Annotated in this window: 15 protein-coding genes and 1 pseudogene; 7 read left to right on the top strand and 9 right to left on the bottom strand. The window is 70.7% G+C overall.

Annotated elements, in window-relative coordinates; all coding sequences use genetic code 11:
- The first annotated feature begins 788 nt into the window (after positions 1–788).
- Positions 789–1,868 (top strand): hypothetical protein, encoded by a 1,080-nt coding sequence (locus OG589_RS10960; RefSeq protein ID WP_405148394.1) that lies wholly within the window; start codon positions 789–791, stop codon positions 1,866–1,868.
- 171 nt (positions 1,869–2,039) lie between these two features.
- On the top strand, positions 2,040–2,177 hold the full coding sequence (locus OG589_RS10955) for a hypothetical protein (RefSeq protein ID WP_405148393.1): 138 nt from the start codon (positions 2,040–2,042) through the stop codon (positions 2,175–2,177).
- Positions 2,178–2,575: 398 nt separating this feature from the next.
- Here the strand turns inward: OG589_RS10955 and OG589_RS10950 are convergent, their stop codons facing one another.
- Complete coding sequence (locus OG589_RS10950) at positions 2,576–2,731, bottom strand: hypothetical protein (protein WP_405152266.1); 156 nt, start codon at positions 2,729–2,731, stop codon at positions 2,576–2,578.
- Between the two features lie 45 nt (positions 2,732–2,776).
- On the opposite strand from OG589_RS10950, the pseudogene OG589_RS10945 reads away from it, so the two are divergent.
- Positions 2,777–3,235: pseudogene (locus OG589_RS10945) on the top strand (transposase); the annotation flags it as partial.
- On the opposite strand, the gene OG589_RS10940 reads toward OG589_RS10945, so the two are convergent.
- Positions 3,122–3,529 (bottom strand): molybdopterin dinucleotide binding domain-containing protein, encoded by a 408-nt coding sequence (locus tag OG589_RS10940; protein WP_405148391.1) that lies wholly within the window; start codon positions 3,527–3,529, stop codon positions 3,122–3,124. The pseudogene OG589_RS10945 and the gene OG589_RS10940 sit on opposite strands and share 114 nt — an antisense overlap.
- Before the next feature lie 312 nt (positions 3,530–3,841).
- On the opposite strand from OG589_RS10940, the gene OG589_RS10935 reads away from it, so the two are divergent.
- Complete coding sequence (locus OG589_RS10935; RefSeq protein WP_405148390.1) at positions 3,842–4,198, top strand: ATP-binding protein; 357 nt, start codon at positions 3,842–3,844, stop codon at positions 4,196–4,198.
- Between the two features lie 408 nt (positions 4,199–4,606).
- Entirely contained in the window at positions 4,607–4,972 is a 366-nt protein-coding gene (locus OG589_RS10930; protein ID WP_405148388.1) for an STAS domain-containing protein, read from the top strand.
- Positions 4,973–5,214: 242 nt separating this feature from the next.
- Here OG589_RS10930 and OG589_RS10925 read toward each other — a convergent pair whose 3' ends face one another.
- Entirely contained in the window at positions 5,215–5,781 is a 567-nt protein-coding gene (locus OG589_RS10925; protein ID WP_405148387.1) for an NUDIX hydrolase, read from the bottom strand.
- Positions 5,782–5,970: 189 nt separating this feature from the next.
- On the bottom strand, positions 5,971–6,249 hold the full coding sequence (locus tag OG589_RS10920) for a helix-turn-helix transcriptional regulator (protein WP_358551594.1): 279 nt from the start codon (positions 6,247–6,249) through the stop codon (positions 5,971–5,973).
- Between the two features lie 333 nt (positions 6,250–6,582).
- On the opposite strand from OG589_RS10920, the gene OG589_RS10915 reads away from it, so the two are divergent.
- The gene (locus tag OG589_RS10915; RefSeq protein WP_405148386.1) at positions 6,583–7,560 is read left to right on the top strand and encodes an aldo/keto reductase; all 978 of its coding nucleotides are present in this window, start codon (positions 6,583–6,585) and stop codon (positions 7,558–7,560) included.
- Between the two features lie 181 nt (positions 7,561–7,741).
- On the opposite strand, the gene OG589_RS10910 is transcribed toward OG589_RS10915, so the two are convergent.
- The 5 genes from OG589_RS10910 to OG589_RS10890 form a co-directional block, all read right to left on the bottom strand.
- Positions 7,742–8,785 carry a DUF4037 domain-containing protein gene (locus OG589_RS10910; protein ID WP_405148385.1) on the bottom strand — a complete coding sequence of 348 codons (1,044 nt, stop codon included), beginning with the start codon at positions 8,783–8,785 and terminating at the stop codon, positions 7,742–7,744.
- A gap of 220 nt (positions 8,786–9,005) precedes the next feature.
- Positions 9,006–9,170 (bottom strand): ester cyclase, encoded by a 165-nt coding sequence (locus OG589_RS10905; protein ID WP_405148383.1) that lies wholly within the window; start codon positions 9,168–9,170, stop codon positions 9,006–9,008.
- Between the two features lie 39 nt (positions 9,171–9,209).
- Positions 9,210–9,941, bottom strand: coding sequence for a GNAT family N-acetyltransferase (locus OG589_RS10900; protein WP_405148381.1), 732 nt, complete (start codon positions 9,939–9,941; stop codon positions 9,210–9,212).
- Positions 9,938–11,368: an adenylosuccinate lyase gene (purB, locus tag OG589_RS10895; RefSeq protein WP_405148380.1), complete on the bottom strand. Its 1,431-nt coding sequence runs from the start codon at positions 11,366–11,368 to the stop codon at positions 9,938–9,940. Before purB ends, OG589_RS10900 begins: the two co-directional genes overlap by 4 nt.
- Before the next feature lie 127 nt (positions 11,369–11,495).
- A complete protein-coding gene (locus OG589_RS10890; RefSeq protein WP_405148379.1) occupies positions 11,496–14,699 on the bottom strand; it encodes an efflux RND transporter permease subunit in 3,204 nt (1,067 codons plus the stop codon).
- A gap of 176 nt (positions 14,700–14,875) precedes the next feature.
- Here OG589_RS10890 and OG589_RS10885 point away from each other — a divergent pair, with 176 nt between their 5' ends.
- On the top strand, positions 14,876–15,325 hold the full coding sequence (locus tag OG589_RS10885; RefSeq protein WP_405148378.1) for a MarR family winged helix-turn-helix transcriptional regulator: 450 nt from the start codon (positions 14,876–14,878) through the stop codon (positions 15,323–15,325).
- Positions 15,326–15,337 lie beyond the last annotated feature (12 nt).

Raw genomic sequence — 15,337 nt, 5'->3', positions numbered from 1 at the left:
GCCGAGCCGAGATGACCCACTTAACACCACACACCTAGACCGCCGGCCCAGCAGTACCCGCCCGCGTTGTCCGGGCATGACCGGACCGGACCACGCGGTCGGCCGCCGTTACAGGCTCGCCAGGTAGACCTGGCCGCCGATTCCGACAGGCGCCGCTCGTACAGGCTCCGTCCGCGCCGGGCGAAGGCGGCGTCGTCGGCAGCGTCCCCGTCCAGGCCGGTGCCCAGTATGGGATCTGAACCGGTGAGCTTGAGAAGGACGACGCCGTGCTTGGGCACCGTGGCGGTGTAGGACGGCTGGACGGTTCCGGCGTCCTCGCGCTCCCGCAGCAGGCGTGTCGTGACCGGACCGGTGCTCCGCGGGGATGAGTTCAAGGACCAGTTCTACCGCGAGGGCTACCGTCCCCGATGCGCGCACGTCTCCGTGAGCATTCAGCCGCCCGCCTGCGACCCCGACTCGAACTGCCAAGTTCACCACCGCTGTTACCGGCGGCCCGACTCATGGAGAGCATGGCCAGCGGGCCATGGCGGGCAACTACCACCACGTTATCCGCCCGCCGGTGGCCGCCGTAGGGGACGGGTCGGTCCGCATGATCGTACGGCGCGAGTCCGAGGAGGACCTGCTCCGCCTCTACCCGACCCCTCACCGCAAGCCTGCTCACGCTCTGGCGGGTTCGGCCCGCCCGTGCCGAACGACAGCCGCCTACGTGATCCCCCGGGTACGGAGAGGTACTCTCGGGCGAGGAGGGGGCGATCGGGGTGCCCGGCGAACAAGCAGCTCAGACCGAGGTGCGTGTCGGCATACTGGCGTCACCCGGCGTGGTCGCCGAGCTGGCCGCGACCTTCCTGCCTGAGCTCGCGGAAGAGCTTTCGGCGCGCCTGCCGGACCTTCGATGGAGCGTCGAGGTCGTCGAGGAGCGGCTCGTCGACCCGCCGGTCGAGCTCAGTGAGCTGATCGCCGCCGGGCGCAGGGCCATGCTCGATCGCGGATGGCACCTCGCGGTCTGTGTCACCGATCTTCCGCTGCAGACGGCCAGGCGACCCGTGATCGCCCATGCCAGCGCCGCGCACGGAGTGGCGGTGCTGTCCCTGCCCGCGCTCGGCCCGGTGGGGGTCCGTCGGCGTGCCATCTCCGCCAGCGTGCGGCTGGTCGAAGCCATGCTCGGAGCAGCGAGCGCGGCGGGCGGCAAGGAGGCGGGCGGCGGGACGGCAGGACGGCGGCGGTCCGCCGCCGTCGTCCGGCGGGCACGGGAGCTCGGCGGTCAGGTAGAAATCGACGACCGAGGCGTGCATCTCGTGGCCCGGGTGATCACCGGCAACGTGTGGCTGTTGCTGGGCATGCTGCGTGCCAACAGGCCCTGGCGGCTCGCGATACGACTCTCACGCGTGCTGGTGGCCGCGGCCGCGGCGGTGGCCGCGACGCTGGTCACCAGCGACATCTGGCGGCTCGCCGACCACCTCGGACATGTGCGGCTGAGCGTGCTCACCGTCGGATCGGCGCTCGCCATGACCCTCACCATCGTCATAGGCGCGAACCTCTGGGAACGGCATCCCAGCGCGAATGTGCGCGAGCAGGTCATGTTGTTCAACATCGTCACGGTGATCACGGTGATCATAGGGGTGGTGGTCTTCTACATCGCGCTCTTCCTGATCGCGCTTGCCGGGACGGCGGTGCTCGTACCGGACGGGTTCTTCGCGAGCGTGCTCCGCCACCCGGTCGACTTCTCGGACAACCTCGATCTGGCCTGGCTGGCGGCTTCGATCGCGACCGTCGGTGGCGCGCTCGGCGCCGGGCTGGAGAGCGACGACGCCGTGCGCGAGGCGGCTTACACCTACCGCCCGGACACCCCGCTCACCAGGAGCACGTGATCCCAGCCCACCCGTCACCTCCGTGCGGGTGTGTGGGTAGAGGTAGCAATCTCACGCCCGTTTATGGGCAGGGAGGGCGCACTAAGCGTTTATGTCTCGTTTGTCGTTTCGCCATTTCCGTCAGGAAGTTCACGCAAGACCCGGGCCTGAAGGGCGAGGAGGATCCCGAGCTTGCGCTTCGCCGGCATGTTCATCGCGTCGAACGCCGTGAAAAGCCACTCGCCGTCGGGCGTGTCCTCGGCGACGGTGGGTTCGCCACCACGCAGGCACGCGCACGGCGACCAGATACTCGAGGCGCCGTTGGTCTGACCACGGCGCCCGATAAACGATCTAGGTCCTCGACCAACTGCGCCTGACTGCCGCCGGCGGCGTGGACGGTGAGAGCGCTTGGGCTGTTCAGGTGAGCCATTCCAGGATCACGATGATGAGTCGAGCCACGATCGGGATCCACTCCCGCAGGTGCTGTCGTTTGGTCATGCCTGCAGCGTGCGGCAGAGCACCGGGGCCTCTGCTGGGGTAAATCCTCGGGAGCTTCCTGGGGTGGATGGTGGGGGGCCACGAGCCAGTGCTGAGATCGGCACCCCGCCCTGCCTGAACCTCGCGCCGTCGCCCGGGCCCGGCTCGCTGGGGAGTCGGCGGCTGCTGGGGTGGATGGGGGTGATGTTCGGCGGTTCGGTGGTCGGTGCGGTGATCTCACACCGGTGGGGTTACCCGCCCATGTGGGCGCTGGCGATGGTGGTCGCCGTGATGGCGCTGCGGTCGCCGGTCGGACGCCGCGCTCTGGTGGTGCTGCTGCCGATGGCGGGCGTGTACGTGGGAGGGTTTCCGGGAGCCGGGTATCTCTTCCAACGCGTGCTGAACACGATCCGGATCGTGCGCCGGGGCCCGGGCCGCCCCGCAGCCGGCCGGCGACCGTGTTGGCGGACAAGGCTTACTCCTCCCGGAGCAACCGCGCCTACCTGCGCAGGCGCGGCATCAAGGCGGTCATCCCGATCAAGAAGGACCAGCAGGCCGGCCGCCTCAAGCGGGGCAGCAAAGACAGGCGGCCACCCACCTTCGATGCCGAGCGCTACAAGGAGCGCAACACCATCGAGCGGTGCATCGGCAAGCTCAAGACCCACCGCGCTGTGGCCTTACGCACCGACAAACGCCAGCGCATCTACCAAGGCACCATCGACGTCGCCTCAATCAAAAATCTGGCTCCGCGCTCCCGTCCCGTGATCCACGGGACACGCCTTAAGGCTTCCTTCCCATCAAACGACTTCAGCTCCCGGGCAGCGGCGCACTCGGACTGCTGTGACCTTGTACTCCGGGCATGCCATGACGGTGTCGGCGTGACTGGAGGTGAGGGTGTTGACTCCGCTTGAGGGGAAGTGGAAGGCGCAGAAGGCCTGGCCGGGCACGGTATCCTCGCTGAGTCTCGTGACGAGCTCGGCCCGCCCGTGGCGGATCTCCCCGGCGCGCGGCCACCTCGCTCGCGGCGCGAGCACGCCGGGCGTCGGCGGCGAGCAGGGCCACCGCACCGACGACCGGCGCGAGGCCGAAGCCCGAGCCGGCCAGGAGCCCGGCGCCGTCTGTTTCGAGCTGCCGCCTCCAGAGCAGCTCACCCCGCCACGCGCACAGTCTCCCCGCCCTTCTGTCCGAGCCCGGCCTTCCCCCATTCTCCTCGTCTCTTGGACGTAGCGGTCCGGGGCTGTGGATAACCTCGGGACGGTGCCCGCGAGCTGGGCGGACGGTCCTCAAAGATCTCCGCGCGCTCTTGCGGGACCCCCGGCGCCATGGCCGGGTGAAGGGACCACTCGGGCAATGGATGAGGATGGTAGGGGTGGCCAGGGCGTGAGCAATGCCTCGCAGGCGTTATGGTCATCGCGGTGGCGAGTCTTGCCAGGGTGGACGACGAGCGGCGTTGGAGGGTGCCGGTGGATGGCAGTGGGCGTGTTTCCGCGTACTGGCCGATCACCGATGATCTGAGTGTGTTGCGGGGGCTGGTGCGGAACTATGCCGGGGAGGCCGGGCTGTCCGGTGTCCGCCTGCAAGATCTGGTGCTGGCAGTGAACGAGGCCGCCGCGAACGTGCTCGACCACGCCGACGGCGAGGGAGACGTCCAGGCCTGGTACGACGACCGGTTCGTCACGGTGGAGGTGCGCGACTGCCTCGGGCGGCTGGTCCCCGCGCATGCCGACGCGGGCAATCCTGGAGTGGCCACCTTACGCGGCCGGGGCCTCTGGCTCATGCGGCAGCTCTGCGACGAGGTCCGGATCACCAGGGACGCCCAGGGGTCGGCGGTGCTGTTGCGGCAGGCGCTCGGCGACGTCCCCACCCACGACTGACCCGCCGATGAGCCAGGAGCACATCGGTGACGCACCTCGAGCACGGGGCACAGGCACCACTTCCACCGGCCCGCGATCCGCACGAGACTTTCATGGTCATCTCCCCCACCGCTCGCAAGAACGAGTGTCGCGGCGTCGTCTCGCGCGCGAGCCGGCCGGAAGGTCCCTGGGGTTCACCCACGACCACACACGAGGAGAGGTGGCATGGCATCCCGTGGCCTTGGTGCGCGGTCGCCTGCCCGAGATCGTCTATGAGTGGGCAGGCATGCCCGCTTCGCATATCGTCACCGACGTGGAACATCTGCTGCCGGGAACCGGGCCGGGTCCGGGCGGTGATGGCGCGGCGCGCAGTGTCGTGAGCCCGCCATCCTCTGCCAGATCCGCGACCGCCTCGTGAATGGGTCACCAATGAACTTCACCGTGCACATCGACGCCGGGGCCGCGGACGCCGGCCCTTCCAAGGTGCGCACCCTGGTGCTCACCGGGGAGCTGGATCACGGCAGCGCACCCCATCTGCAGCGGGCTCTCGAGGACGCTTACGCCGAACGCTGCCGCCACCTGGTCATCGACGTCACCGGCCTGGCCTTCTGCGACTCCACCGGCATCAGCGTCTTCCTCGGCGCGCGCCGGGCCATGACCGCCCGCGAGGGGAGCGTCGCGCTCGCCGGCCTCAACCCTCGCATCGAGAGGATCTTCCATCTCACCGGGCTGGCCCGGGCCTTCTCGATCTACCCCACCGCCGAGGAGGCCCGCGCGGCGGTCATAGCCTCGTGAACACCGGCTTCCTGAGCCGATCCATCGTCCGGCCGACACTCGTAACCCTCAGGCCCCGAAGGTTGCAGCCATACCGCGGTGTCCGGCGGCAGCGAACGATCTTCCAGGGCCCGCCGGCCGGCAGCGGCGCGGGGACGGCGGAGAGGTTGACCACGCAGCGCGGCCCGTCCCCTGGCCCTGCCATACATCGCCGGCATGGCCCGCCGTCGCCTCGGCGGGCCATGCGGGGGCCTCGGCGGGGGTCAGGCGAGTAGGTGGGCCACCCGGGACAGGGTCTCGCGCACGTTCTCCTCCGTCGTCAGGGCGTACGCCTCTTCGATGGACAGCCACCGCAGGAGCGCCGACGGGTTCTCCGGCCGGACCGCCTCTGGCGTGCCGGTCGTGAGGACGAACCGCAGGTCGGCGTGCTCGTGGGCGGCCTCGTGCGGGGCCGCGGGCACCGGGACGATGACGACGTGCACGATCTCCGCGCCCGGCCAGGGTGCGAGATCCGCCAGACCGGTCTCCTCCCTGCCCTCGCGGAGCGCGACGGACAGAGGGTCGGCCTCGCCCGGATCGCCGTGCCCGCCGACCTGGAGCCATGCCTGCTGGCGCGCGTGCCAGCGCAGCAGCACTCTGCGGGTCGGCGGGTGGACGATCAGCGCGGACGCGGTGACGTGCAGGGCCGTCGAGCGGTGCCACGGATCACCGGCCGCAGGCAGCGCGAGGGTCCGCTCCAGGTCGGCCGCCTCCCCTGGGGTCAGGGGCCGGTACCGGGACAGCGACTCGACCAGCGGATCAGGTGCGTCGAGATCATTCGCCATTGCCATGCCACTCCCCGAGGTTCATCGTTTCCACGACGCAACGCCACGTTCCGTGTGCGGAACGAACCGGACCGAGCGTACGGAGCGCGAACCGGGCCAGGCCGCGTGGGGACGGCGCAGGCAGCGCGCGCGGGCTCGCTGAGGCTCGCATACGCGGAAAGCCTCTCGCAAACGATTTAGGCGGCCACCGCTCGTCTACCCGGCCAGCCTGCCGGGGCCGTACCGCGTCGTGTGCTCGGCGCAGACCGCGGCCAGGGTGTCCAGGGAGATGCCGAGCGCCTCGGCGAGGGCCGAGACGGTGAAGAACGCGGGCGTCGGGATCCGGCCCGTCTCGATCTTCCGCAGGGTCTCAGCGGAGATCCCCGCGGCGGTCGCGACCTCGGCCATGCTTCGGTCGCCACGCGCCTGACGGATGAGGGAGCCGAGCAGCTCACCGCGGCGTCGTTCGGGCCCGGTCAAGGGGATGCGCACCATGAGACCTATAGTAGCGTGATTATTATACCGGTATTTAAATTGGAGGCCCGAACGAGATGGTGGAGATCAAAACCGACGGCTACCGGCTGCGCGACGGCGACCTCGTCATGGGCATGATCGGCAAGCCCGGGTCCACGAAGGCCGGGGTCAGCAGTACCGCAGCTGCTTGACGCTGAGCCTGCACAGCCGCGCGAACCTTCCGATCGGCATCAGGTCGTTCATGGGCCCAGCATGTCCTCTCCCCCGGCGGGAGATCCAGCCGGACTTGGAGAGGCCGCCCGGCCCGCTCACCGGCGGCACGAGCGCCTCGGCGGGGCCTTTACGATCGGGGTTGTGGAAAACCGTGAACTGGGCAGAACGGGCAGGCAGGTCGGGGTCGTCGGCCTCGGCGCGTGGCAGCTGGGCGCCGACTGGGGCGAGGTCGGGGAGGACGAGGCGCTCGCGACGCTGAACGCCGCCGTCGACGCCGGGGTGACGTTCATCGACACCGCCGACGTGTACGGCGACGGCCGCAGCGAGCAGATCGTCGGCCGGTTGCTCAAGGAGCGGCCGGGTCTGACCGTGGCCACCAAGATGGGCCGCCGCGTGCCGCAGGAGCCCTCGGCCTACACCCTGGACAACTTCCGCGCCTGGAACGACCGGTCGCGGCAGAACCTCGGCGTCGACACCATCGACCTGGTGCAGCTGCACTGCCCGCCGACGGCGGTGTACTCAGACCCGGCGGTGTACGACGCCCTCGACACCCTCGTCGAAGAAGGCAGGATCGCCGCCTACGGGGTCAGCGTGGAGACCTGCGAGGAGGCCCTCACCGCGATCGCGCGGCCGAACGTCGCCACCGTGCAGATCATCCTCAACGCCTTCCGCCTCAAGCCGCTGGAGCGCGTCCTTCCCGCCGCGATCGAGGCCGGGGTCGGCATCATCGCGCGGGTGCCGCTGGCCAGCGGGCTGCTGTCGGGCCGCTACGACGAGCACACGCGGTTCGCCGACGACGACCACCGGGCGTTCAACCGCCACGGCGAGGCCTTCGACGTCGGCGAGACGTTCTCGGGGGTCGACTACGCCACCGGTCTCAAGGCCGTGGACCGTCTCAGGCCGCTGGTGCCGGAAGGCATGACGACCGCCCAGTTCGCGCTGCGCTGGATCATCGACCAGCCCGGCGTGAGCGTCGTGATCCCCGGTGCGCGCAACGAGCGTCAGGCCATGGGCAACGCCGCCGCCGCGGACCTGCCCCCGCTGGACGACGCCACCCGCGCCGCGGTCGCCGAAGTGTACGACGACCTGATCCGCCCCCAGGTCCACCACCGCTGGTAGACCCCGGTGCACCCGGTTCCTGAGCCAGGTCCGCCTCCCGGACCGGAGGCGCGTCCCCGCCTGGACCCGCTTCCGCTGAACGCACCAGGACCGGGACGAGGTCACCCGGGCACCGGTGGTGTCCCCGAGCCTCGGCGACGCGTGCCTCTCGCGACACCGGACACTCAGGCGATTGACCAGGTCAGGCGGGGGCGTGGACGGCTCGGGTCAGGGCCAGCGATCGGGTGGGGTCGCTGAGCACGTCGGTGCTGTCGCAGAACTGGTCCACCGATCCCGCCGGTGACAGGGACCGCACCGACGGGCCGACCGTGTCCAGCAGCGCGTCGGCGAACCGGCCCGCGCCGATCACGCGGAACGGCCGGTCGAAGTACGGCCGTACAGAGGCGTCCAGCGGCTCGGTCAGCGCCAGCCGGTTGTGCAGCGCGGCGACCCGCTGGTACGCGCGGCTCAGATGCTCCTCGCGTTCGCGCCACCCCCGCGCGGACAGCGCCGACGCGAACATCTCCCCCAGCTCCGCCGACCCGGACATACGGGCGAACGCGCTGCCCAGCCACTTGGCGTACGGAGGGTAGCGGCGGCGCATGAGCAGGCACAGCCGCATCAGATCCTCGATGAGCCGGGCGGTGACCACCACCGACCCGAGATCGTCGCCCACCTCGCCGCACCGGCCGGGGAAGCTCTCGATCTGGGCGACGCGCCGCCATTGGCAGGCCAGCACGTACCGCCAGATCTCGCCGGGATACCAGCGCAGGTTCGCCCGTGCCCTGCCCAGCTCGCCGAGCCCGTCGTGGAAGACCTCGCCGCTGGTCATCTCCGCCAGGCGCTGCCAGGACGCTCCCAGCCAGTCGGCCGTGGTGATCTCGCCGCGCGGGTCGAAGCCGAGCCGTGCGCGCGCCCATGACCCGAACCCGGTGACGAGGACGCCGTGCCGCACCGGGTTGCGGTCGGACCCGAACGCCGTCGGATATCCCCCGAACCGTTCGGGCAGCCCGCCGTCCAGCCGGGCCGACAGCCCGGCCACCAGGGATGGTTCCACGAACACCAGGACCCGTGGGCCCCAGTCGTGGTCGGTCGAACGTTCGGTGTCGAAGGCGAGCACCTCCGAACCGGGGCCGATCAGCGCGGCACCATGGGGCACCTCGCCGATGAGCGGTTGGACCACCTCCGCGTAGAACGCACGCGACAACTCTCGGCCGGGAACGAAGCCAGGAACGAAATCGGACATCACTCAATAACTGTGCATGGCGAACCTTCAAGCTTCACCTGGTTTTCCCACGCCCTCTTGCGGCACCCGATCCCCCGGCCGAAAGCGTCAGCCAGATCAACCGACCAGAGCCACGAAGCTCCGCCGCTTCCCAAGGTCTCCCCGCCCGCCCATCGCCCCTGGTCCCGGCCCACATCGGCCGCCCCGGCAAACCCCCAGTGCGGTCCACGTCTGGAAGGTGTCAGGGGTCCTGGTGGAGGGCGAGTTGCCGGTCCATGGCGGTGTTGTCGCGGAGGGCCCGGTGTCCTACGACCCTGCCGTCGCGTACGTGGACCATGTCCATGCCCGTCACCTCGTAACGCCGGCCGGAGGCCGTGTGGGTGCCCCGGCTGGTGTACTCGTCCACCGAAGTGCCGCCGGACCGAATGTCTCAAGGGTCGGTGCGTCAGGTGGTGTGGGCGGCGGCGACGCTTCGGCGGCGCATGCCCAGGCGTTCGTAGACGCCGATGGCCGTGTGGTTCCAGGAGTCCACGATCAGGGCCACCCGGCCGTGCTCGGCCAGCAACGTGCCGAGCAGGAACCGGCAGACCGACTCGGCGTGCCCCCTGCCGCGCTCCCGTACGGCCGTCGCCACCCCCGCGATGAACCCCGCCCCCGGCGCCGTCCAGGCGTCCGCCCCCACGGAGGCGAGGGCCCCCGCGTCCGTACGGACGCCCGCCCACCTCCGTACGCCCGGGACGCCGGGCGCCGCGTAGGAGCCGGGGTTGGCGTCGGCGAGCAGCGCGGCGACCTCCGGCGACTCCTCCTCGGCCAGCCAGCTCGCCTTGCCAGGGTCGACCGGCGGCGGGCCGCCGGTGTCCATCCAGTCGAACACGCCCGCCAGCCGCAGCCCGCCGACCCGCTCGGCCAGGCCGCGCACCAGGGACTCCTCCCCCAGCGGGCGGAACGAGGGCCCCGACTCGGCCAGGGCATGCCGCACGAGCGGGACCGCGTCATCGAGCGGCCCCGTGACGAGCATCCGGTCCCGGCGCGACAACCCGGGGCTCACGACGGCGATCGCCTCGCCGGACGTGAACACCCGCACCCCGGGGCCCATCCCCTGCGCCGCCCACACCGTCATGAAGTCGTCCCCGGAGGCCGAGACGACGTCGCCGGCCTCGGTGAGCTCTCGGATCACAGGATGGCGCCCGGACGGTAGGCGGCGGCCTCCGGGTAGCGGGCGGTCACGGCGCCGACCCGCGACACGACCTCGGCCACCTGCCCGGCCGCCGCACCGGTGAACGGCGCCGGGTCGGCCAGCAGCGCGTCCAGGGCGGGACGGTCCAGCGGGAAGCGATCGTCCGCCGCCAGGCGATCCAGCAGGAGGTTCGGCGCGCCGCTCTCGCGCATCGCCAGCGCGGACGACACCGCGTGCTCCTTGATCAGCTCGTGCGCGGTCTCCCTGCCCACTCCGGCACGCACCGCCGCCATGAGCATCTTGGTCGTGGCCAGGAACGGCAGGTAGCGGTCGAGCTCGGCCGCGATCACGGCGGGGAACGCCCCGAACTCCGACAGCACCGTCAGCATGGTCTCCACCAGCCCGTCGAAGGCGAAGAACGCGTCGGGAAGCGCCACCCTGCGCACCACCGAGCACGACACGTCGCCCTCGTTCCACTGGTCGCCGGCCAGCTCGCCCGCCATCGAGGCGTAGCCGCGCAGCACCACCGTCAGGCCGTTGACCCGTTCGCAGGACCGGGTGTTCATCTTGTGCGGCATCGCGCTGGAGCCGACCTGGCCCTCCTTGAATCCCTCGGTGACCAGCTCGTGCCCGGCCATCAGCCTGATCGTCTTGGCCAGGCTGGACGGCGCCGCCGCCAGCTGCACCAGCGTCGTCAGCACCTCGTAGTCCAGCGACCGGGGGTACACCTGCCCGACGCTGGTGAGGCCGGTGGCGAACCCCAGGTGCCGCGCCACCCGCTCCTCCAGTGCGGCCAGCTTGGCCTGGTCGCCGCCGAGCAGGTCGAGCATGTCCTGCGCGGTGCCCACCGGGCCCTTGACGCCGCGCAGCGGATAACGGGCGATGAGCTCCTCAAGCCGGGCGAACGCCACCAGCATCTCGTCGGCCGCCGTGGCGAACCGCTTGCCGAGTGTCGTCGCCTGCGCCGCCACGTTGTGCGAGCGGCCCGCCATCACCAGATCGGCGTGCCCGGCCGCGAGGTCCGCCAGGTGGGCGAGCAGCGCCACGCAGCGGTCCCTCACCAGGACGAGGCTGTCGCGGATCTGCAGCTGCTCGACGTTCTCGGTGAGGTCGCGCGAGGTCATGCCCTTGTGCACGTGCTCGTGGCCGGCGAGGTCGTTGAACTCCTCGATGCGCGCCTTCACGTCGTGGCGGGTCAGGCGCTCGCGCTCGGCGATGGAGCCCAGGTCGACCTTCGCGGCCACGGCCTCGTAGTCGTCGACGACACCGGGGGGCACCTCGACGCCCAGCTCGGCCTGCGCTCTCAGCACGGCCAGCCACAACTGCCGCTCGGCCAGCACCTTGTGCTCGGGCGACCACACATGGGCCAGCTCCGGCGAGGCGTAACGGGCGGCGAGGACATTGGGGATACGCGGCTTGGCGGTCACGTTGCCTCAGTCTATGGGGCCCGGCCGCTGGTGGCGGCGACCGGCCCACCACCTCCCGCCGTCCCGCCCGGGAACGACGGCGGGCCCCGTCCTCCCCGCGAGCGGAGGGACGGGGCCCGCGTACGACCTACCGGGAGGCGAGGGCCTCCTTGTCGTACACCGTCACCTCCGGGTCCTGGGTCCCGCCGGAACGGCCGCGGAAGCGCTCCTTGGTGCGCTCGACGATCGTGTACAGCGTCGGCACCAGCACCAGCGTCAGCAGCGTCGAGGACACCAGGCCCCCGATCACCACGATCGCCAGCGGCTGGGAGATGAACCCGCCCGACCCGGTCAGCCCGATCGCCATCGGCGTCAGCGCGCAGATCGTCGCGATCGCGGTCATCAGGATCGGCCGCAGGCGGCGCCTGCCGCCCTCCACCACCGCGTCGACCACGCCCATGCCCTGCTCGCGGTACTGGTTGATCAGGTCGATCAGCACGATCGCGTTGGTCACCACGATGCCGATCAGCATCAGCATGCCGATCAGCGCGGGGACGCCCATCGGAGTGTCGGTCACGCGCAGCAGCCCGATCGCGCCGGTCGCCGCGAACGGGATCGACACCAGCAGGATCAGCGGCTGCACGAAGCTGCGGAACGTCGCCACCATGATCATGAAGACGATCGCGATCGCCGCCAGCATCGCCAGGCCCAGCTGCGCGAACGCCTCGTTCTGGTCGGCGCTCACCCCGCCGATGGTGTAGGTCACCCCGGCGGGCAGCGTCAGCGACTTCATCCTGTCGGTGATCTTCGCCGTCACGCTGCCCAGGTCGCTCGCCGTCGCCGCCGCCGAGACCGACGCCGTGCGGTCGCCGTCCTTGCGCGTGATCTGCGTCGGGCCGGCGACCTGCCGCACCTCCGCCACGCTGGACAGCTTGACCATGCCGGACGCGGACGGCAGCGTCAGCGCCCGTATCGCGGCCAGGTCGCCTGGGGCGTTGCCGCCGGCCCGCAGGATGATGTCGTTCGCCCGGCCGTCCAGCGTGACCTGGCCGATCGGCGCGCCACGGAACGCCTGCGCGACGGCCTGCCCGATGCCCGCCTCGGTGAGCCCCTTGGCCGCCGCCTTCCGCCTGTCGACCCTGACCTCGACGCGCGGCGCGCTCGCCTCCAGGTTGGAGGTCACGTCACGCAGTCCGTCGATGCGCTTCATGGCAGCCACCACGGTGTCGGAACCCGACTGCAGCGACGACTGGTCGGGACCCTGAAGGATCACCTCGGCCCGGTCGGAGGCGAACCCGCCGCCGCCCTGGCCGCCGACGGTGACCTGGCCGACGTCCCGCAGCGCGGCCAGCCGGTCGCGCAGCGTCTGCTCGAGCACCGGGGTGTCCACGCCCTCCGCGACCGTCACAGAGAACGACGCCCTGTCGGCCGAACCGCCGACGCCACCGGAGAACGCGCCGCCCGTGCCCACGTTGACCTGGTACGACGCGATGTCCCTGATGGCGGAGAGCACTTCCTCCACCTTCTTGGCCGCCGCGTCGGTGGTCGCCAGATCGGTGCCGGGCGGCATCTTCTGCGTCACCGAGATCGTGTCGTTGCCCGAGGAGTCGATGAAGTTCGTCTTCAACCCGGGCGCCAGCGCCAGCGTCCCCAAGAAGATCGCGAACCCGACGAGCAGCGTCACGAACCGCCGCCGCGTCGCGAACCTCAGCACCGGCAGGTACATCCTCTGAAGAGGACTGCGCAGCTCCTTGGCCTCCGCCCGCGCCCGTACGGCCCGTGCCTCCTCCGCGGAGAGCCTCGGCGCCCTCAGGAACCAGTACGCCAGCACCGGGATCACCGTCAGCGCGACCAGCAGCGACGCGAGCAGCGCCACCGTCACCGTGATCGCGAACGGCGCGAACAACTGGCCGATCATGCCGCCCACGAACGCGATCGGCAGGAACACCGCCACCGTGGTGAGCGTGGACGCGGTCACCGCGCCGCTCACCTCGCGCACGGCCGTCAGCACCGCCTGGCGCTTCTCCTCGCCGTACGCCAGGTGCCGCTTGATGTTCTCCAGCACCACGATCGAGTCGTCCACCACCCGGCCGATCGCGATCGTCAGCGCGCCCAGCGTCAGCAGGTTCAGCGAGTAGTCCCCCACCCACAGCGCGATCAGCGCGATCACCACCGACAGCGGGATCGACACCGCCGTCACGATCGTCGAGCGCAGCGAGAGCAGGAACAGCAGGATGACGATCACCGCGAACACCAGGCCGAGCAGGCCCTCGGTCGACAGGTCCTCGATCGACCGCTCGACGTACGGGGCCTGGTCGAACACCACCGTGATCTCGGAGGCGTCGCCCAGCGCCCGCGTCAGCCCGGCCAGCTTGCCGTTCACGTCGTGGGAGATCTGAACGGCGTTGCCGTCGGGCGTCATGGTGATCGACATGCCGAGGCTCGGCTTGCCGTCGGTGCGGGTGACCGTCGTCGCGTCGGCGGGCTTCTCCTCGATCGTCGCGACGTCGCCCAGCTTGACCGGCTTGGGTGCGGCCGGGGCCGCCTGAGCCGGGGCCGCCTGAGCAGCACCGGTCCGCGAGGCGCCCGCCGCCGCCTGCCCCTGGCCGCCCGACCGGCCCTGGGCCCGCGAAGGGGTCTGGGGTTGCGCGGCCTGGGCCTGCGGCGTCAGGTACAGGTTCTTCAGGTCGTCGATGGAGGAGATGCGCCGCCCGATCTGCACGGTCAGCGCCTTGCCGCCCTCGGTGAGCGTGCCCGCCGGGATCGGCGTGCCGTTGGCCCGCAGGACCTCGGGGATCGAGGCCGGCGACAGCCCGAGGAACGCCATCTTCAGAAGGTTCGGCGTGATGACGACCGTCTGCTTGCTCGCCCCGGTGACCGCGACCTCGCGCACCCCGGTGACGCCCTGCAGGTCGGGGACCGCGATGCGCTCGAGCTTGTCCAGCATGCCGCGCTGGTCGCCGCCGTCGCCCACCGCCAGCACCATCACCGGGATGTCGTCGGTATTGCCAGCCACCACCGTCGGCTCCACGCCGCTCGGCAACTGGGCACCGAGCCGCGCGACCGCCTGCTGCAGCTTGCCGACCGCGGCCTCGACGTCGGTGCCGTACTCGAACGACACCTGGATCTGGGCCGAGCCCTCCCGGGAGGTCGAGGTGATCTCGGTGACACCGGCGATGCCCTGCAGGCTGTTCTCGACAGGCTTGGTGACCTGCTCCTCGACGATGTCAGGAGAGGCGCCGGGGTAGGGCGCCACGACGAACGCCCCCGGGAACGACAGCGAGGGCAGCAGTTGCTGCTTCAGCGAGGGGATCGCGAAGGCACCGAACGCGCTGATCACAACCGCGATCATTATGACCAGGCTGCGGCTGGCGAGGCTCAGCCTTGCCAAAGCAGTCATAGACGTGGACCTTCCGGGACTTTGCGAAAGACAGGAGTTTTGGGCAATGCTAACACTTCGCCTTGCACGAATATTTAGCTCCGCCGTGAACTCCTGGTAACCTGATCAAGCCCGGGCGAGAGGTAGAAGTGGACGAGAGAGAAGAGCTGATCGCTCGGATCGGCGAGTCGCAGGACGCCCTCGCGCGAGTCTTCTCCCACGACCGCTCCATGCCGCTGCTCGCCCTCAACCTGACCATGCAGCAGCTCAAGGTCGCCCTCATCCTCGCCAACCGCGGCTCGGTCTCCGGCCAGGAGCTCGCCCACACCCTCGGCACCGGCCTCGGCACCGTCACCGGCATCGTCGACCGCCTCGTCGCCCAGGGACTCGTCACCCGCCGCGAGGACCCGAGCGACCGCCGCATCCGCAGGGTCGAGCTCACCGACGCGGGGCGGCGCATGACCGAGGAGCTCGCCGACGCGGGCCTCGCCAGCTACCGCCGCCTGCTCGACCGCCTCGACCTCGACACCCTCCGGCAGCTCGAAGACGTCATGCGCAAGCTCCGCACGGCCGCCGCCGAGCTGTACGGCACCTGGTGATAACTTCTGGCC

Source organism: Sphaerisporangium sp. NBC_01403 (assembly GCF_045040145.1).
Taxonomy (GTDB): domain Bacteria; phylum Actinomycetota; class Actinomycetes; order Streptosporangiales; family Streptosporangiaceae; genus Sphaerisporangium; species Sphaerisporangium viridialbum.
Note: the sequence above shows the minus strand (reverse complement) of the source record. Positions and strands in the feature narration are given on the sequence as shown.